Genomic DNA, 17,350 nt, shown 5'->3' with positions numbered 1-17,350 from the left:
GCTCCTGCTTCGGAGCCGCGACGGGGTCTGAACCGACCGGCGCCCCGTCCGCGGCCCCGTCGTCGTGCCGGTCCACGATCCCGTCGACCGGAGACCCGCGCATGACCCCTTCACCCCGCCCCTGGGCGATGCTCGCCGCGATGGTGCTGGCGCAGGCCTCGACCACCGTGGTCGCCGCCGCGCCCGCCTTCCTGATCCCGCACCTGCTCGCAGAACGGGGGCTGAGCCTCGTGGCGGCCGGGATGCTCGCCGGGGCCCCCAACCTCGGTCTCGTCCTCACCCTCGTGCTGTGGGGAGCGGCGACCGACCGCTTCGGCGAGCGGCGCGTGATCCTCGTCGGACTCGCGCTCACGGTCGCGGCCGTCGCCGGGTCGATGTCGGCGCGCGAGCCGGCGGTGCTCGGGGCGGCGCTCGCGCTCAGCGGCGCCGTCTCGGCGTGCACGAACAGCGCGAGCGGCCGGCTGATCACCGGGTGGTTCCCGGCGCAGCGGCGCGGGCTCGCGATGGGCATCCGCCAGACGTGCCAGCCGCTCGGCATGGCGGTGGCAGCCCTCGGCGTTCCACCCCTCGCTGAGGCGTTCGGGGTGCCGGGGGCGCTCGCGCTCGGCGGAGCGCTGAGCGCGCTCAGCCTCGTGGTGTGCGCACTGGTGGTGCGGGACCCCGACCGGGCGCCCAGGCCGGGTGCGGCAGGCGGCGTTCCCGGTGCGGGCAGCCCGTACCGCGGATCGCTCACCCTCGTGCGGATTCACGCCGCCTCCGTGCTGCTCGTGGTGCCGCAGTTCGCGCTCTCGACCTTCGGGCTGGTGTGGTTCACGGTGGGATTCGGGTGGAGCGCGTTCGCGGCGGGCGCCCTGGTGGCGGTCGCGCAGTTCGCGGGCGCGGCCGGGCGCATTCTCGTGGGGGTGTGGAGCGACCGGGCTGCGTCGCGTCTGCGGCCGCTGCGCCTCGTGGCGGTGGCGGGGGTCTTCGCGATGCTCGCCTGCGGCGCGCTGGGCTGGGCGGAGTGGGGCGCCGCGGCCGCGCTCGCGTACGTGGTGGCGAGCTGCATCAGCGTCGCCGACAACGGCCTCGCCTTCACCGCCGTGGCCGAGCTCTCGGGGCCGGCGTGGGCGGGGCGTGCGCTCGGCATCCAGAACACCGGGCAGTTCCTCGCCGCGGCGGCGGTCGGCCCCGTGGTCGGCGGGCTGATCGGCGTTGCGGGCATCCCGGCCGCGCTCGCGCTCCTCGCGCTCACGCCGGCGCTCGCGGTGCCGCTCGTGCCGGGTCCCGCGGCCGAGCGAGCGCGCGACTGAGGGGCCGTCGACCGCCAGACGGAGGGGCGGTGCGTCTCAGGGACGCGAGCCCCCGAGGCGGTACGCTGGGGTGTCGATTCGTCCTGAGGAGGCCTGATGATCTATCCCGATCTCGACATGGGGATTCCGGAGGAGCTGGGGCGGGTGCACTTCGTCGGCATCGGCGGCTCGGGCATGAGCGGCATCGCGCGCATGATGCACGAGGCCGGCGTCGCGGTCACCGGGTCGGATCGCAGCGCCAGCTACTCGACGGCCGCACTGGAAGGCATCGGGATCCCCGTCGCGATCGGGCACGCCGCGGAGAACGTGGGCGACGCCGACACGCTCGTCGTCACCGGCGCGCTGTGGCAGGACAACCCCGAGTACCAGCTCGCCCTCGCCCGGGGGCTGCCGGTGCTGCACCGTTCGCAGGCGCTCGCGTGGCTGACGCGCGGCAAACGCGTGGTCGCGGTGGCCGGTGCGCACGGCAAGACGACCTCGACGGGAATGATCGTCACCGGCCTGCTCGGGGCGGGCGCCGATCCCTCATTCGTCAACGGCGGCGTCATCGAGGGGATCGGCGTGAGCTCGGCCCCGGGTGGGGACGATCTCTTCGTGATCGAGGCGGACGAGTCCGACAAGTCGTTCCTGCTCTATGACACCGCTGTCGCCCTCATCACGAACGTGGACCCGGAGCATCTCGACTTCTACGGCTCGCGCGAGAACTTCATGTCGGCTTTCGTCGAGTTCGCGCGCGGGGCCCGTGAGCTGCTCGTGATCTCGGCAGACGACCCGGGCGCGCTCGAGGTGCTGCGCGCGTTGCGCGAGCAGGGCGGCGAGCTGCCGCCGATCCGCAGCTTCGGTTTCGCGCCCGACGCCGATGTGCGCATCGTCTCGGTCGACGACTCGGGCCCCGTGCGTTTCGAGGTCGACATCGACGGTGCGCGCCACGCCGCTCAGCTGCGCGTGTATGGGCGGCACAATGCGGTCAACGCGGTGGGTGCCCTCGCGGTGCTGACGGGACTCGGGATCGAGCCCGCGGCGGCGCTCGCCGCGATCGCCGGCTTCGCAGGCACCAAGCGGCGCTTCGAGTTCCACGCGGAGGTCGGCGGCGTGCGGGTCTACGACGACTACGCGCACCACCACACGGAGGTTGCCGCGCTGCTCGACTCGGCGCGCGCCGTCGTGGGGGAGGGGCGTCTCATCGCGGTTCACCAGCCGCATCTCTACAGCCGCACGCAGACGTTCCATCGTGAGTTCGCCCGGGTGCTCGAAGCGGGGGCCGACCACACCGTGGTGCTCGCCGTCGACGGGGCGCGCGAGGACCCGGTGGAGGGCGTCACGGGGGCGCTCGTCGCCGACGACTTCGCGGATCAGGGGCGGGTGGCCTACCGTCCCGACTGGCAGGACGCCGCCGACTATCTGGCGGAGATCGCGCGTCCGGGCGACGTCATGGTGACGATGAGCTGCGGCACGGTCTACCAGATCATTCCGCAGCTGGTCGAAGCGCTGCGCCGGCGCTTCGAGCCGGCAGCCGGCTGAGCGAGCGGCGGGCGGAGGCATGAAGCGACCGAGCGGATTCGACCGGGCACCCGGACCGGAGCCCGAGCGGGAAGCTCCGGCCGGGCCGGAGCCCGAAGCCGGGGCCGGAACGGAGCCGGGCGGCGACTCGACCGGGCGGTTTTCCGCGCTGCTGCGCCGGAGGCTCGGGCAGCGCCCCGGCCCCGCTTCGAGCGGGGCCGGTCCCGGTGAGCCGGGCGCGGCTGCTGCTGAGGCCGACGGCGAGGCCTCCGCTCTCGCGGCGCCGTCCATCCTGGACGCGGATCCGCCGGCGGGCTCCCGGCTCGGCCCGGGGAGCCGCGTCGGTGATCCCGGGCTCGCCCCGACCGTGGACCTCAGCGAGGTGCGGGAGGCGCGCGAGGCCGAGCTCGACGTCTCGCCGGAACGGCGTTCGCCGCTCGCGCGCCTGCGCGCCCGCGACGATGATCCGGTGCGGGCGGCCGAGCGGCGGGTGCGCCAGGCCGAGCGGCAGCACCGGGCGCGCATCCGCCGTGAGCGCCGCCGCTTCTCCGCGCAGGCGCGGCGCCGTCGGCGCACGGCGCTGATCGTGCTCGCCGCGATCGGCGCGCTCGCGCTCTTCGTGGTGGCGGGTGCGTTCACGCCGCTGATGGCGGTGCGCGAGGTGCGCGTCGAGGGCGCGGCCGCGGTGAACGAGGCGGAGGTGGCGCAGGCGCTCGCGCGCTTCGACGGCCGCCCGCTGGCCCTCGTCGACGACGCCGAAGTGCATCGGGCGCTGGAGCCCTTTCCGCTGATCCAGCGCTATGCGGTGGAGCGGGTGCCGCCGCACACGCTCGTGGTCCGCATCGTGGAACGGGTGCCCGTGGTGTCGGTGCAGGGCGACGACGGCTTCGCGTTCTACGATGCGGCCGGGGTGCTCCTCGGACGCGGAGATGCGCCGCCCGCCGGGGTGCCCGTGGCGGGCGGCTCGGTGGCGGACCTCAATTCCCCGGCGTTCCGCTCGGCGGCGCAGACCCTGCGCGATATGCCGGCCGAGCTGCGCGCGCAGATCGTCTCGGTGGAGGCGACGAGCGCGCAGGATGTTGCGCTGACGCTGGCGAGCGGTGTGCGGGTGCTGTGGGGCGACACCGAGGAGACGGCGATGAAGGCGGTGGTCCTGCAGCGCATGGTCGCCTCGCTGGGGGAGCGGCCGATCGAACTCATCGACGTCTCCTCGCCGCACGCTCCGGTGTTCCGCTGAGGCGGCGTCGTGTCTCCCTGGTGTTGCAGCGCAAAACGCGGATTGCGATGCCGCCTCGCGGCGTGTCTGCGATGCGCCGGGGCCGCCTCCCCGTAGCGTTGAGCCCGGTAAACGTATGCGACGATACTAACTTTGAACTTAAGGTAGAGCTTTAAGGTTGGGGCGGAGGACCAGGTGTCAGGGAACCAGAACTACCTCGCGGTGATCAAGGTCGTGGGTGTGGGCGGCGGCGGGGTGAACGCCGTCAACCGCATGATCGAGCTCGGGCTGCGCGGCGTCGAGTTCATCGCGGTCAACACGGACGCCCAGGCGCTGCTGCTCAGTGACGCCGACGTGAAGCTCGACATCGGGCGGGAGCTGACCCGCGGCCTCGGCGCCGGTGCCGACCCCGAGGTGGGTCGTCGTGCCGCCGAGGACCACGCCGAGGAGATCGAGGAGGCGCTCGCCGGCGCCGATATGGTCTTCGTGACCGCCGGCGAGGGCGGCGGCACCGGCACCGGCGCCGCGCCGGTCGTGGCGCGCATCGCGAAGTCCATCGGCGCGCTCACCATCGGCGTCGTGACCCGCCCCTTCAGTTTCGAGGGCAAGCGCCGCGCCGCGCAGGCGGACGTCGGCGTCCACACCCTGCGCGAGGCGGTCGACACCCTCATCGTCGTTCCCAACGACCGGCTTCTCGACATCAGCGAGCCCGGCATCAGCATGATCGAAGCCTTCGCCGCCGCCGACCAGGTGCTGCTCGCCGGCGTCTCGGGCATCACCGACCTCATCACCACGCCCGGACTCATCAACCTCGATTTCGCCGACGTCAAATCGGTGATGCAGGGAGCGGGTGCCGCCCTGATGGGCATCGGCTCGGCGCGCGGCGCGGACCGCGCCATCAAGGCCGCCGAGCTCGCCGTCGCCTCGCCCCTGCTCGAGGCCTCCGTCGAGGGGGCGCACGGCGTGCTGCTCTCGATCCAGGGCTCCTCGAACCTCGCGCTCAGTGAGATCTACGAGGCCTCGACGCTCGTGCAGGACGTCGTCCACCCCGAGGCGAACATCATCTTCGGCACGGTCATCGACGACACCCTCGGCGACGAGGTGCGCGTCACGGTCATCGCCGCCGGCTTCGACGCCGACCCCTCGCCGCAGGTCTCCTCGCCCGAGCGCGGCCGCCGCGGCAGCCACGTCGAGGGTCTCGATGAGGTCGCCGCTCCCACGGCGCGCGGCGCCGTCGCGAGCGAGGCGACGGGGCTCGGCTTCCCCGGCTTCACCGCTGCACCCGAGCCGGGCGCGGAGACGAAGAACCCGCCGACCGGCCAGTTCGGCGAGGTGCTGAACCCTCCGGTGGAGGCCCAGCTCTCGGACCCCGCCTTCGACGGCGATGACGACGACGATCTCGACATTCCCGAGTTCCTGAGGTAGCCGAGCGTGTCCATCGATGCGGGCGGAGCGACGGCCGGAGCAGGCGAGGCCGCGATGGCGTTCCCCGGGCTGTCCGACCGTCTCGAGACGGTGCGGGCCGGGATCGCCGACGCCTGCCGCCAGGCGAACCGGGACCCCGCGGAGACGACCCTGATCGTCGTGACCAAGTTCCATCCGGCGTCCCTCGTCGCCGCGCTCGCCGGGCTCGGCGTGCGCGACGTCGGCGAGAACCGGCATCAGGAGGCGCAGCAGAAGGCAGAGGAGCTCGCGCAGCTCGGTCTCAACTGGCACTTCGTCGGTCAGCTGCAGACGAAGAAGGCCCGTCAGGCCGCCCGCTACGCCCACGCGATCCACTCCATCGACCGGGAGCGCCTCGTCGACGCGCTCGCCGAGGGGGACCGGGTGATCGACGCCTTCGTGCAGATCAACCTCACCGACGACCCGGGCCGCGGCGGAGTCGCCCCGGCCGACCTCGAACCGCTCGCCGAGCGCGTGCTCGCCGCGCCCGCACTCCGCCTCCGCGGCGTCATGGCGGTGGCGCCCCTCGAGGAGGAGCCGGCCCGCGCATTCGAGCGGCTGGCTGGATACTCGGCGCGCGTGCGCGCACTCGATCCCTCCGCCTCCGCCATCTCGGCGGGCATGACCCACGACTACCGCGAAGCCATCGCGCACGGGGCGACACACCTGCGCATTGGCAGCGCAATCACCGGAAACCGACCGGAGCCCCGGTAACCTCGAACCACCGCACCGTTGGGAGAAACAATGAGCAACCCGCTGAAGAAGACGATGGTGTTCCTGGGGCTCGCCGAAGAAGAGCTCGAGGGGCAGGACGCCGCCTCGCCACAGCAGAAGGCCCCCGCGCCGCAGCGCGCCTCGACCGCGGCGCCCGCAGCCGAGCCGAGCCGTCCCGCGGCCCCGCAGCGCCCCGCTGCCCCGCCGCGTGCCGCCGTCACGCCGCTGCGCCGCGTCACCCCCACGCAGACCCCCGCGCCGCAGCCCATGAACGAGATCCTCACCGTGCACCCGACCGAGTACAAGGACGCGAAGGTCATCGCAGAGAGCTTCCGCGAGGGCGTGCCGGTCATCATCAACCTCTCCCGGATGGAGGAGGGTGAGGCGAAGCGCCTCATCGACTTCTCGAGCGGCCTGACCATGGGCCTGCACGGCCGCATCGAGCGGGTCACGAGCAAGGTCTTCCTGCTCTCGCCCGAGCACATCGAGACCGGCAGCGAGGACACGCGACAGGGCGACAGCGGTTCGTTCTTCGTGGCACCCTCGGCGTAAGGCGTGGACGTCCTCGAACTCATCGGCACCCCGGTGCGCGTGGTGCTGCGCATCTACGTCCTGCTGCTGTGGGTGCGACTGATCATCGACTGGATCACGGTGTTCAACCGGAGTTTCCGGCCCCGCGGGGTCGGTGCGGTCCTGGTCGAGTTCGTGTTCTCCGTGACCGACCCGCCGATCAAGATGTTCCGGCGCGTGCTGCCCCCGATCCGGCTCGGGCAGGTGATGCTCGACCTGGGCTGGATCCTGACCCTGATCTGCTGCTGGATCCTGCTGGCGATCATCCCGGGCTTCTTCTGAGGCCCGACGGGGTTCTGCGCGGACCCCGCATTGTTTGCTAGCGTTGACCCATGACCACGGAAGTGGTCCCGAAGCGAAAGAGACGTAACGATGGCACTGACTCCCGAAGATGTCGTGAACCAGAAGTTCACGATCACCAAGTTCCGCGACGGCTACGATCTCGATCAGGTGGATGACTTCCTGGACACCATCGTCGAGGAGCTGCGCCAGCACGAGCAGGAGAAAGAGCGCCTGCGCGCCGAGATCGCCGAACTGACCGCCAAGCTCGAGGCCTGCGAGGCGTCGAAGGGGAGTGCGGGATCCGATTCGGGGGAGGCCGCCTCGGAGCAGACCATCGTGGTCGACGCCCCGGCTCCCGCGCCCGCGCCTGCCGTGCAGTCGGCCCCCGCAGCCGCGCCCGCGAGCGAGTCGGCGCCGCAGCCCGACGCCGTGAAGTCCAGCGCGATGCTGCAGCTGGCGCTTGAGCTGCACGACAAGCACGTCCACGAGGGCGAAACCACGCGCGACCGGCTCATCGCCGAGGCCGAGCAGAAGCGCGACCAGATGATCGAGGACGCCGAGCGCACTGCCCGGCAGCTCATCGAGGACGCCCAGAAGCAGCGGGCCGAGGAGCTCCGCGTCCTCGGCGAAGAGCGGAGCGATCTCCAGTTCAAGATCAAGGATCTGCGCCAGTTCGAGAGCGAGTACCGTTCGACGCTGCGCTCCTACATTCAGTCGCAGCTGCGCGGCCTGGACGACTCGCCCGAGCCGGCCGGCGCGCCCGACGGCCTGCAGTAGCAGGGGAGCGTGAACGACCCCACACCCGCGGGCGGCCCATCGCCCGCAGCCCCCGCCTCGCGGCGGCGACTGGTGCCCGTGCTCCTGTTCGCCGTCGCGATCGTGGTGTTCGCGGTCGACCAGCTGAGCAAGAACTGGGTCGTTGCGGAGCTGCCCGAGGGGCGCACCGTCCCCGTGCTCGGCGGCTTCCTGCAGTGGCACTTCGTCCGCAACCCCGGCGCGGCGTTCTCCCTCGCGAGCGGAGCGACCTGGGTCTTCACGATCCTTGCGGCGGTCGTCGTCGTCGTGATCCTCTGGCAGATCCGGCGCCTGCGCTCGATCTCGTGGGCCGTCTTCCTGGGCTTGCTGCTCGGGGGCGTCCTCGGGAATCTGACCGACCGTCTTACTCGTGAGCCCGGCTTTCCCGAGGGGCACGTCGTCGATTTCATCCTGACGCCCTGGATGTGGCTCGGCTTCAACCCGGCCATCTACAACGTCGCCGACATCGGGATCGTCTCCGGCATGATCCTGTTCGTGCTCATCAGCCTGCTCGGGCTCCCCATCGACGGGGGTCCGCGGGCGCGCCGCGGCTCTCCCGCGGAGGACGCGGATCCTGCCGCCGAGGACGCGGATCCTGCCGCCGAGGACGCGGATCCTGCCGCCGAGTATGATCCGGATCCCGCGTCGCCCGTCGAGCGACCCGAGGAGCGCGAGCATGGAGCACCGTAGCCTTCCCGTGCCCGACGGCCTCGCCGGCGAGCGCACCGACGCGGCGCTCGCCAAGCTACTCGGCTTCTCGCGGAGCTTCGCCGCGGAGCTCGCGCAGGCCGGTCAGGTTCGCCTGGACGGCCGGGAGATCGGCAAGTCGGACCGGCTCAGCCCGGGCGCCTGGCTCGAGGTCAGCTGGGAGGAGCGGCGCGGCCCGGAGGTCGTGCCCGTGCTCCTCCCCGAGCTCGGCATCATCCACGATGACGACGACATCGTCGTCGTCGACAAGCCGGCCGGAGTCGCGGCGCACCCCTCACTCGGCTGGGAGGGTCCCACCGTGCTCGGCGCGCTCGCCGGCGCCGGATTCCGCGTCGCCACCTCGGGCCCCGCCGAGCGGCAGGGGATCGTGCACCGGCTCGACGCGGGCACGAGCGGCCTGATGGTCGTCGCGAAGAGCGAGCGCGCCTACACGCAGCTCAAGCGCGCCTTCAAGGAGCGCGAGGTCTCGAAGATCTATCACGCCGTCGTGCAAGGGCACCCCGATCCGCTCTCGGGGACGATCGACGGACCCATCGGGCGTCATCCCCATCACGAGTGGAAGTTCGCGGTGACGCGGGACGGGAAGCCCTCGATCACGCACTACGAGACCCTCGAGGCCTTCCCCTACGCCTCGCTGCTGGAGATCCAGCTCGAGACGGGGCGCACGCACCAGATCCGGGTCCACATGTCGGCGCAGCGACACCCCTGCGTCGGCGATTCCATGTACGGGGCAGATCCGACGCTCACCGCGCGGCTGGGCCTCGAACGGCAGTGGCTGCACGCGATGCGCCTCGGCTTCCGGCACCCGGGAACGGGTGAGCCGGTGGAGTTCGCCAGCGTCTACCCCGCTGATCTGCAGCACGCCCTCGACGTGCTGTCGCAGTAGGGTGCGCGCTCGGAGCGCGGCGGGTCAGGAAGCCGGGCGCTTCTTCGGGGCGAGGTCCAGGCTCACATTGCCCTGATTCGTCGCGTAGACCCGCAGCGTCCAGACGCGCTTCGAGAGCTGCGCTGCGCTCTCCACGCGCGTGAGCCGGCCGCTCATCCCCTCCACCTCGGCGATCGTCCACAGGTCCACGCGGTCCGTGCCGAAGCGTCGCAGCAGCGCCGGTGTCAGCGCGAAGTCGTAGCTGAGCGACCCCGAAGCCGGGTCGACCCCGCTGAGGCGTCCGGGAACGGCGATCCCGCGCCCGGTCTTCCGGCCGGCGGCGTAGAGGTAGGCGCGGGGTGCACCGGGAGAGAGCGCCGTGAATGCGCGGCGCACCGCTCCGCGGACCGCCCGCCAGCGCATGGCCGGCCGCAGGGCACGGGCGAGCCCGGCCGCCATGCGCTGCGCTGCTCGCGACGGCAACGGCGCGCCGCGCAGGAGCGCCGCGTCGCGCGCGGGGGTCAGCTGCACGGTCAGCTCAACGCCGCCTCCCGCGAGCCCGCGTGCCGCGAGGTGGCGCGGCGAATGCTCCAGGCCGTGCTCGGCGCCGATCAGGGCGTCGAGCCCGGCGACGTCGGCGGCACGGATGCGCTCCATCTTGCGCCGATCAGTGGGGTGAGCCGTGCCGGCCGCCAGCTCCGGCGGGACGAACTCCTCGAGGAAGGCGCGGTGGAGGGCCACCCACTCGCGCCTCCGCTCGGAATCCATGCGCAGCCAGCGCTGGGGCGCGTAGAAGCGCAGGCCCTTGCGGGTGAAGAACTGCCGCACCAGCACCCGTGCGCGATCCTGATCCGGCACGCCGTCCATCAGCAGCCGCGCGATCCGGCGGCACGAGTCGACGTAGCCGGCCGGCTCGATCGCCTGCGAGGAGATGTTCTGGCCGTCATCGCGCTTGTGGATGAAGTAGAGCGGCTCCCGACCGCAGAACACGATCTGCCGCGCAATCGTGTAGGCCCGCGTGACGAAGATCCCGTCCTCCAGGCGCACGCGCCCCTCGGGGAACCGAAGCCCGTCGCGCTCGATCATCTCGCGCCGGAACAGCTTCTGGGGGGAGAGCGTCTCCATGGCGCGCGCGAGAGTGATCTCCCCGTGCGGGTGCCGCAGGAAGAGCGACTGCACCCCGCGGCCGCCGGTTCCCGCGAAGCGCGGGATCACGACGTCGGCGTCGCGGTCCTCGGCCATGGCGACCATCGAGCTGAGCGCCTGGGGGGCGACCGTGTCGTCCGAGTCCATGAACAGCACGAACTCGCCGCGGGCGAGCTCGAGGCCCCGGTTGCGCGGCATGCCGGGCCAGCCGCTGTTGGGCTGGTGGATCACCGTGAGGCGTGCGTCCCGCTCGGCGAAGCGGTCAAGTTCCTCGCCCGAGCCGTCGGAGGAGCCGTCATCGATCGCGATGACCTCGAAGTCGGTGAGGTCCTGGGCGAGCAGCGATTCGAGCGTCGCCGTGAGATACGGCATCGAGTTGTACACCGGGATCACCACGCTGACGAGCGGCATCGAGGTATCGGACATGGCGTGCCCCCTTTCCAGACCGGCTTTTCTCTCCGGCCACCCCTCATCGGACGACTCCGCAACTCTATCGGCCGCGACTCCGCGAAGCCTGTCACGCGGCGGCGGGCGCGGTGGCGGGAGCGGCGGCGCCCACCCGAGCCTGCCCCCGCCCGCAGCGCGTCCTCGGTGTGCTTGCTACGATGCCGGGGAGCATCCGATGGGCGAACGGAGGGACCGTGACCGAGGCGCCGGAGCAGCAGCGGACGCGGGCGGGGCGCGTCGAGTACTTCGATGTGCTGCGCGCCGTGGCGATCGTCGCGGTCGTCGGGATCCACGCCGCGATCACGGAGTGGCATCAGGCGCCCGTCACCGCTCAGCGCTGGGAGGAACTCACCTGGATCAACGCGGCGCTGCGGTTCTGCGTGCCTGTGTTCTTCATGATCTCCGGCGCGCTCTTCCTCTCTCCCCACCGCGCCGTCACCGTTCGCGAGCTGTTCCGGAAGCGGATTCCCAGGATCCTCGTCGCCTTCGCCGTGTGGTCCCTCGTCTACGGCCTGATCGAGGTCTACGGGCCCGGCGGCAGCGGGTCCTTCGGCGAACTGGTGACGCGCTTCTTCCAAGGGCACTTCCACCTCTGGTTCCTGCTCGCGCTGACCGGGCTGTACCTCGCAACGCCCATCCTGCGGCTCGTCGTGCGCGAGCGGCGCGTCGCCTGGTACTTCGTCTGGCTCGCCCTCCCCTTCGCCTCGGTGCTTCCGCTGCTCACCCGGGTGCCGGTGGCGGGGGAGGTGCTCGCCCGCATGCTCGACGACATGCGCTTCGACCTCGTGCTCGGCTACTCGGCCTATTTCCTGCTGGGGTATCTGCTGAGCGGCGCCGTGCTCGGGCGCGGCGCGCTGATCGCGCTCGCCGTGGCGGGCGTGGCCGGCGTCGTCGGCACCGTCCTCGGCACCGTGCTCGTGTCGCGCGCCGGAGGCGAGTGGGATGAGCTGTTCTTCGGCTTTCTCACGCCCGGGGTGGCCGCGCCCGCGATCGCCGTGTTCTGCCTCGCGCAGGCCTGGGGCGAGCGGCATTCCCTCTCCGGCGGCCGGGGCAGGGCGGTGGTCTTCCTAGCGGGCGCCTCGTTCGGGATCTACCTCGTCCACCCGCTCTTCCAGTGGGTGTACCGTCAGTTCGGCTTCACCACGGAGTTCGCGCCCCCGTTCCTCTCCGTGCCGCTGCTCGTGATCGCGATCATGGTGCCGAGCGCGCTCGCCGCCGTCGCGATCCAGCGCATCCCCGGGGCGGGCAAGTACCTTTCCTGAGGAGGTGTCGCCCCGCTCCGCGTTCCCGGCGGGCGGGCGGGCGGCGCCGGTGGCGGGCGGTATCCTGGTGGGGGCCGGCGAGAGGAGTTCAGGCGTGTCCGAAAACGACGGTTTCGTCCACCTGCACGTGCACAGCGAGTACTCGATGCTCGACGGGGCGGCGAGGGTGGGCCCGCTCATGGACGCCGCCGTGGCGCAGGGCATGCCGGCCATCGCGGTCACGGACCACGGCAACACCTTCGGCGCCTTCGACTTCTGGAAGCAGGCGAAGGATCGCGGCCTGAACCCGATCATCGGCATCGAGGCCTATCTCACGCCGGGCACGCACCGCAGCGACAAGACGCGCGTGCGCTGGGGGGACGGCGGCGGCGACGATGTCTCGGGTGCGGGCGCGTACACCCACATGACCATGCTCTCCGAGACCACGGAGGGCATGCACAACCTGTTCCGGCTGTCGAGCTACTCCTCGATGGAGGGCTACTACTTCAAGCCGCGCATGGACCGCGAACTGCTGCAGACGTACGGCAAGGGGCTCATCACCACGACGGGTTGCCCCTCGGGCGAGATCCAGACCCGCCTGCGCCTGGGGCAGTACGCCGAGGCGCGGCAGGCGGCCGCGGAGTTCCAGGACATCTTCGGGCGCGAGAACTTCTTCTGCGAGCTCATGGACCACGGCCTGGAGATCGAGCGCCGCGTGCAGAGCGATCTGCTGCGGATCGCGAAGGATCTCGGCATCCCGCTCGTCGCCACCAACGATCTGCACTACGTGCACGAGGGCGACGCCGAAGCGCACTCGGCGCTGCTGTGCGTGCAGTCCGGTTCGCGACTGGACGATCCGAACCGCTTCAAGTTCGACGGCACCGGCTACTACCTGAAGACCGCCGCAGAGATGCGGCACATCTTCCGCGACTACCCCGAGGCCTGTGACAACACGCTGCTCATCGCGGAGCGCTGCAACGTCGAGTTCAACACCTCGGCCAACTACATGCCCCGCTACCCGGTGCCCGAAGGGGAGACCGAGGACAGCTGGTTCGTGAAGGAGGTCGAGAAGGGCCTGCACTACCGCTACCCGGGGGGCATCCCCGACGAGGTGCGCAAGCAGGCCGAATACGAGATCGGCGTCATCACCCAGATGGGGTTCCCCGGCTACTTCCTCGTCGTCGCCGACTTCATCAACTGGTCAAAGGACAACGGCATCCGCGTGGGGCCCGGCCGTGGCTCGGGCGCGGGATCGATGGTCGCCTACGCGATGCGCATCACCGACCTCGATCCGCTGCAGCACGGCCTCATCTTCGAGCGCTTCCTCAACCCGGATCGCGTCTCCATGCCCGACTTCGACGTCGACTTCGACGACCGCCGCCGCGGCGAGGTCATCAAATACGTCACCGAGAAGTACGGCGACGAGCGGGTCGCGCAGATCGTCACCTACGGCACCATCAAGTCGAAGCAGGCGCTGAAGGACGCCTCGCGCGTGCTCGGCTTCCCCTTCGGCATGGGGGAGAAGCTGACCAAGGCGATGCCGCCCGCGGTCATGGCGAAGGACATCCCGCTCTCCGGCATCACCGACCCGGAGCACCCGCGCTACAAGGAGGCGGCTGAGTTCCGCGCGGTGCTGCAGGAGGACCCCGACGCCAAGAAGGTGTACGAGACCGCGCTCGGGCTGGAGGGCCTGAAGCGGCAGTGGGGCGTGCACGCCGCCGGCGTGATCATGTCGAGCGATCCGCTCATCGACATCATCCCGCTGCAGAAGCGCGAGCAGGACGGGCAGATCGTCACGCAGTTCGACTACCCGACCTGTGAGGGCCTCGGGCTGATCAAGATGGACTTCCTCGGGCTGCGCAACCTGACGATCATCTCCGACGCCCTGGAGAACATCAAGCTCAACCGGGGCGAGGAACTCGACCTGGAGCGCCTCGAACTCGATGACGCGCCCTCCTACGAGCTGCTGGCGCGCGGTGACACGCTCGGCGTCTTCCAGCTCGACGGCGGCCCGATGCGCGGGCTCCTGCGGCTGATGAAGCCCGACAACTTCGAGGACATCTCGGCCGTGCTTGCGCTCTACCGGCCGGGTCCCATGGGCGCCGACTCGCACACGAACTACGCGCTGCGCAAGAACGGGCTGCAGGCGATCACCCCGATCCACCCGGAGCTGGAAGAGCCCCTGCGGGACATCCTCGACACGACCTACGGCCTGATCATCTATCAGGAGCAGGTCATGTCGATCGCTCAGCGGGTCGCGGGATTCACGCTCGGCCAGGCGGACATCCTGCGTCGCGCCATGGGCAAGAAGAAGAAGTCCGAGCTCGACAAGCAGTACGAGGGCTTCTCCGGCGGCATGAAGGAGCGGGGTTTCTCCGAGGCAGCGATCAAGGCGCTCTGGGACATCCTGCTGCCGTTCTCCGACTACGCCTTCAACAAGGCCCACTCTGCCGCGTACGGTGTGGTGAGCTACTGGACGGCCTACCTGAAGGCGCACTATCCGGCGGAGTACATGGCGGCGCTGCTCACCAGCGTGGGCGACTCGAAGGACAAGCTCGCCATCTATCTGAACGAGTGCCGGCGCATGGGCATCAAGGTGCTCCCGCCCGCCGTCAACGACTCCTTCGCCAACTTCTCGGCCGTCGGCGACGACATCCGCTTCGGCCTCGGCGCGATCCGCAACGTGGGAAGCAACGTCGTCGAGGCCATTCGCGACGCGCGCGAGCGGCTCGGGGCCTTCGAGAGCTTCCACGACTTCCTGAAGAAGGTGTCCGTGGTGGCCCTGAACAAGCGCACCGTCGAGTCGCTCATCAAGGCGGGGGCTCTCGACGGCCTCGGGGGCACGCGGCGGGCGCTGCTCGAGATCCACGAGCAGGCCGTGGAGAGCGCCGTGAAGGAGAAGCGAGCCGAGGAGAAGGGCGACGTCGGCTTCGATTTCGACAGTCTGTTCGCCGAGGCCGCCGAGGCCGCAGGGGCGGAGGTGGAGCCCGTGTCGCAGGTCCCCGATCGTCCCGAGTGGACCAAGAAGGACAAGCTCTCCTTCGAGCGGGAGATGCTGGGCCTGTACGTCTCGGATCATCCGCTCCGGGGTCTCGAATCGGCGCTGGCGAAGGAGGCGAGCGCGACCGTCGCGCAGGTCACGAACCCGGATTCGAGCGGGGGATACGACGGGGAGATCGTGACCCTCGCCGGCCTTCTCACGAGCGTGCAGCACCGGACGGCGAAGTCGGGCAACCTCTACGGCATGGTCACCCTCGAGGACTTCACGGGCGAGATCCAGGCGCTGTTCATGGGGAAGTCGTACCAGGAGTTCGGCAGTCTGCTGCAGCCGGACAGCATCGTGGCGCTGCGCGGCAAGCTCAACGCCCGGGACGACGGCATGTCGATGCACGCCTACGGAGTGAAGCCGATCGACGCGGGGGTGCAGGAGGACGAGTCGACCCTGGAGCTGACGCTCACCGAGTCGCGGGCGACCGAGCCGCTGATGGAGGAGCTGAGGTCGACGCTGCAGCGGCACCCGGGCGCGAGCGAGGTGCGACTGAGCCTCATCACCCCGACCGCGGTGCGGATCTTCGAGCTCCGGGAGCAGGTGCGGATCAGCTCTGATCTGTTCGGCGAGCTGAAGGGCATGCTGGGGCCGAAGTGCCTGCTCCCCGTGGAGGACGTCCTCGTCTGAGCGGGGCGGGGCGGCTCGGCGCGGAGCGGTGCGCAGGCTTCGCCGTGGGCGTAACCCCGGTGAAACGGGCGCGGAGTAGGGTGGTGGGCATGAGCGAAACGCAGCGGCACATCATCGAGGCGCTGGGGGCGCGGAGTGAGATCGACGCGGCGGCCGAGGTGGATCGGCGCGTGTCGTTCCTGTGCGAGTACCTCGCGTCGGTACCGGGTGCGCGAGGCTTCGTGCTCGGGATCTCCGGCGGGCAGGACTCCTCGCTCGCGGGGCGGCTGGCGCAGCTGGCCGTGGAGCGGCGGCGCGCTGAGGGCGGCGAGGCGGAGTTCGTCGCCGTGCGGCTCCCATACGCGGTGCAGCACGACGAGGACGACGCTCAGCTCGCGCTGTCCTTCATCCGGCCCGACCGCTCGGTGGTCGTGAACATCGCGGCGGGGGTCGACGGCATCACGGATGCGGTGTCCGAGGGCACGGGCGAAGCCGTCACCGATTTCACCAAGGGCAACGTCAAGGCACGGCTGAGGATGGTCGCCCAGTACGCGATCGCAGGCGATCGGCAGCTTCTGGTGATCGGCACCGATCACGCGGCGGAGGCGATCACCGGCTTCTTCACCAAGTTCGGCGACGGGGCGGCCGACGTGGTCCCCCTGGCTGGGCTGACCAAGGGGCAGGGTGCCGAGATGCTGCGGGTGCTGGAGGCTCCCAGCCGGCTCTGGGAGAAGGCTCCGACGGCGGACCTCCTCGACGCCGAGCCCGGGCAGAGCGACGAGGCGAGCCTCGGCGTCGGCTACGCCCAGATCGACGCGTATCTGCGCGGCGAAGAGATCGAGGGAACGGCACGCGAGAATCTCGAGCGGCGGTACCGGACGACCGAGCACAAGCGCCGCCTCCCGGTCTCGCCTGCGGACGGCTGGTGGAGGGGGGAACGCGCATGACGACGACCTTCGTGCTCGCCGGAGGCTGCTTCTGGTGCCTCGACGCCGCCTACCGTCAGCTGCGCGGCGTGGTCGAGGTGGTCTCCTGCTACACGGGAGGATCCACCGCGCACCCGGACTACGAGCAGGTCTGCACGGGTACGACCGGTCACGCCGAGGCGGTCGCCGTGACCTTCGACGACACCGTGATCCCCGCCGAGGTGATCCTCGACGCCTTCTTCACCATGCACGACCCGACGCAGCTCAACCGTCAGGGCAATGACGTCGGCACCCAGTACCGCTCCGCGATGTTCCCGCGCGACGACGAGCAGCGCGGGCTGTTCGAAGCCGCGCGAGAGCGCGCAGCAGAGACGTGGGCGGAGCGCGGTCCCGTCGTGACGACCATCGAACCGCTCGGGGAGGTCACCCCGGCAGAGGACTATCACCAGGACTTCTTCGCCAAGAACCCCACTCAGGGCTACTGCCTCGCCGTGGCGGTGCCCAAGGTGAACAAGGTGCGGGCCGCCTTCGCCGAGTACCTGCGGTAGTG

General features: G+C 70.8%; 15 protein-coding genes. 14 read left to right on the top strand and 1 reads right to left on the bottom strand.

Annotated features, from left to right (window positions below; all coding sequences use genetic code 11):
- Window positions 1-101: 101 nt before the first annotated feature.
- From B4915_RS04960 to B4915_RS04915, 10 genes are all read left to right on the top strand, one after another.
- Window positions 102-1,292: an MFS transporter gene (locus B4915_RS04960; protein ID WP_181158459.1), complete on the top strand. Its 1,191-nt coding sequence runs from the start codon at window positions 102-104 to the stop codon at window positions 1,290-1,292.
- A 96-nt stretch (window positions 1,293-1,388) separates the two neighbouring features.
- Window positions 1,389-2,813, top strand: coding sequence for a UDP-N-acetylmuramate--L-alanine ligase (gene murC, locus B4915_RS04955; RefSeq protein WP_105804726.1), 1,425 nt, complete (start codon window positions 1,389-1,391; stop codon window positions 2,811-2,813).
- 19 nt (window positions 2,814-2,832) lie between these two features.
- Complete coding sequence (locus tag B4915_RS04950; RefSeq protein ID WP_105804725.1) at window positions 2,833-4,029, top strand: cell division protein FtsQ/DivIB; 1,197 nt, start codon at window positions 2,833-2,835, stop codon at window positions 4,027-4,029.
- 174 nt (window positions 4,030-4,203) lie between these two features.
- Entirely contained in the window at window positions 4,204-5,433 is a 1,230-nt protein-coding gene (ftsZ, locus tag B4915_RS04945; RefSeq protein WP_105804724.1) for a cell division protein FtsZ, read from the top strand.
- 54 nt (window positions 5,434-5,487) lie between these two features.
- Window positions 5,488-6,165, top strand: a complete 678-nt coding sequence (locus tag B4915_RS04940; protein ID WP_105804819.1) for a YggS family pyridoxal phosphate-dependent enzyme — start codon at window positions 5,488-5,490, stop codon at window positions 6,163-6,165.
- 30 nt (window positions 6,166-6,195) lie between these two features.
- Entirely contained in the window at window positions 6,196-6,717 is a 522-nt protein-coding gene (locus B4915_RS04935; protein ID WP_105804723.1) for a cell division protein SepF, read from the top strand.
- A 3-nt stretch (window positions 6,718-6,720) separates the two neighbouring features.
- Window positions 6,721-7,017: a YggT family protein gene (locus B4915_RS04930; protein WP_105804722.1), complete on the top strand. Its 297-nt coding sequence runs from the start codon at window positions 6,721-6,723 to the stop codon at window positions 7,015-7,017.
- 90 nt (window positions 7,018-7,107) lie between these two features.
- The gene (locus B4915_RS04925; protein WP_105804721.1) at window positions 7,108-7,794 is read left to right on the top strand and encodes a DivIVA domain-containing protein; all 687 of its coding nucleotides are present in this window, start codon (window positions 7,108-7,110) and stop codon (window positions 7,792-7,794) included.
- A 9-nt stretch (window positions 7,795-7,803) separates the two neighbouring features.
- Window positions 7,804-8,502, top strand: coding sequence for a signal peptidase II (lspA, locus tag B4915_RS04920; protein ID WP_425436313.1), 699 nt, complete (start codon window positions 7,804-7,806; stop codon window positions 8,500-8,502).
- On the top strand, window positions 8,489-9,406 hold the full coding sequence (locus B4915_RS04915) for an RluA family pseudouridine synthase (RefSeq protein WP_105804719.1): 918 nt from the start codon (window positions 8,489-8,491) through the stop codon (window positions 9,404-9,406). Before lspA ends, B4915_RS04915 begins: the two co-directional genes overlap by 14 nt.
- Before the next feature lie 24 nt (window positions 9,407-9,430).
- Here B4915_RS04915 and B4915_RS04910 read toward each other — a convergent pair whose 3' ends face one another.
- Window positions 9,431-10,957, bottom strand: coding sequence for a glycosyltransferase family 2 protein (locus B4915_RS04910; protein ID WP_105804718.1), 1,527 nt, complete (start codon window positions 10,955-10,957; stop codon window positions 9,431-9,433).
- Window positions 10,958-11,172: 215 nt separating this feature from the next.
- Between B4915_RS04910 and B4915_RS04905 the strand changes: the two genes are divergently transcribed.
- The 4 genes from B4915_RS04905 to msrA all read left to right on the top strand — a co-directional run bounded on the left by B4915_RS04905 (window position 11,173) and on the right by msrA (window position 17,348).
- Window positions 11,173-12,240, top strand: a complete 1,068-nt coding sequence (locus tag B4915_RS04905) for an acyltransferase (RefSeq protein ID WP_245907341.1) — start codon at window positions 11,173-11,175, stop codon at window positions 12,238-12,240.
- Window positions 12,241-12,385: 145 nt separating this feature from the next.
- Entirely contained in the window at window positions 12,386-15,895 is a 3,510-nt protein-coding gene (gene dnaE, locus B4915_RS04900) for a DNA polymerase III subunit alpha (RefSeq protein ID WP_245907351.1), read from the top strand.
- Window positions 15,896-15,984: 89 nt separating this feature from the next.
- Window positions 15,985-16,821, top strand: coding sequence for an ammonia-dependent NAD(+) synthetase (gene nadE / locus B4915_RS04895; protein ID WP_105804818.1), 837 nt, complete (start codon window positions 15,985-15,987; stop codon window positions 16,819-16,821).
- Window positions 16,818-17,348, top strand: a complete 531-nt coding sequence (gene msrA / locus B4915_RS04890; RefSeq protein ID WP_105804715.1) for a peptide-methionine (S)-S-oxide reductase MsrA — start codon at window positions 16,818-16,820, stop codon at window positions 17,346-17,348. Before nadE ends, msrA begins: the two co-directional genes overlap by 4 nt.
- Window positions 17,349-17,350: the final 2 nt, after the last annotated feature.

This window comes from Leucobacter massiliensis, assembly GCF_002982315.1.
Lineage (GTDB): Bacteria > Actinomycetota > Actinomycetes > Actinomycetales > Microbacteriaceae > Leucobacter > Leucobacter massiliensis.
Note: the sequence above shows the minus strand (reverse complement) of the source record. Positions and strands in the feature narration are given on the sequence as shown.

Excerpts from the sequence above, each read along its gene's own strand:
- B4915_RS04960 (WP_181158459.1), top strand. The coding sequence starts at position 102 with ATGACCCCTTCACCCCGCCCCTGGGCGATGCTCGCCGCGATGGTGCTG.
- murC (WP_105804726.1), top strand. The coding sequence starts at position 1,389 with ATGATCTATCCCGATCTCGACATGGGGATTCCGGAGGAGCTGGGGCGG.
- B4915_RS04950 (WP_105804725.1), top strand. The coding sequence starts at position 2,833 with ATGAAGCGACCGAGCGGATTCGACCGGGCACCCGGACCGGAGCCCGAG.
- B4915_RS04940 (WP_105804819.1), top strand. The coding sequence starts at position 5,488 with ATGGCGTTCCCCGGGCTGTCCGACCGTCTCGAGACGGTGCGGGCCGGG.
- B4915_RS04935 (WP_105804723.1), top strand. The coding sequence starts at position 6,196 with ATGAGCAACCCGCTGAAGAAGACGATGGTGTTCCTGGGGCTCGCCGAA.
- B4915_RS04925 (WP_105804721.1), top strand. The coding sequence starts at position 7,108 with ATGGCACTGACTCCCGAAGATGTCGTGAACCAGAAGTTCACGATCACC.
- B4915_RS04915 (WP_105804719.1), top strand. The coding sequence starts at position 8,489 with ATGGAGCACCGTAGCCTTCCCGTGCCCGACGGCCTCGCCGGCGAGCGC.
- B4915_RS04910 (WP_105804718.1), bottom strand. The coding sequence starts at position 10,957 with ATGTCCGATACCTCGATGCCGCTCGTCAGCGTGGTGATCCCGGTGTAC.
- dnaE (WP_245907351.1), top strand. The coding sequence starts at position 12,386 with ATGCTCGACGGGGCGGCGAGGGTGGGCCCGCTCATGGACGCCGCCGTG.
- nadE (WP_105804818.1), top strand. The coding sequence starts at position 15,985 with ATGAGCGAAACGCAGCGGCACATCATCGAGGCGCTGGGGGCGCGGAGT.
- msrA (WP_105804715.1), top strand. The coding sequence starts at position 16,818 with ATGACGACGACCTTCGTGCTCGCCGGAGGCTGCTTCTGGTGCCTCGAC.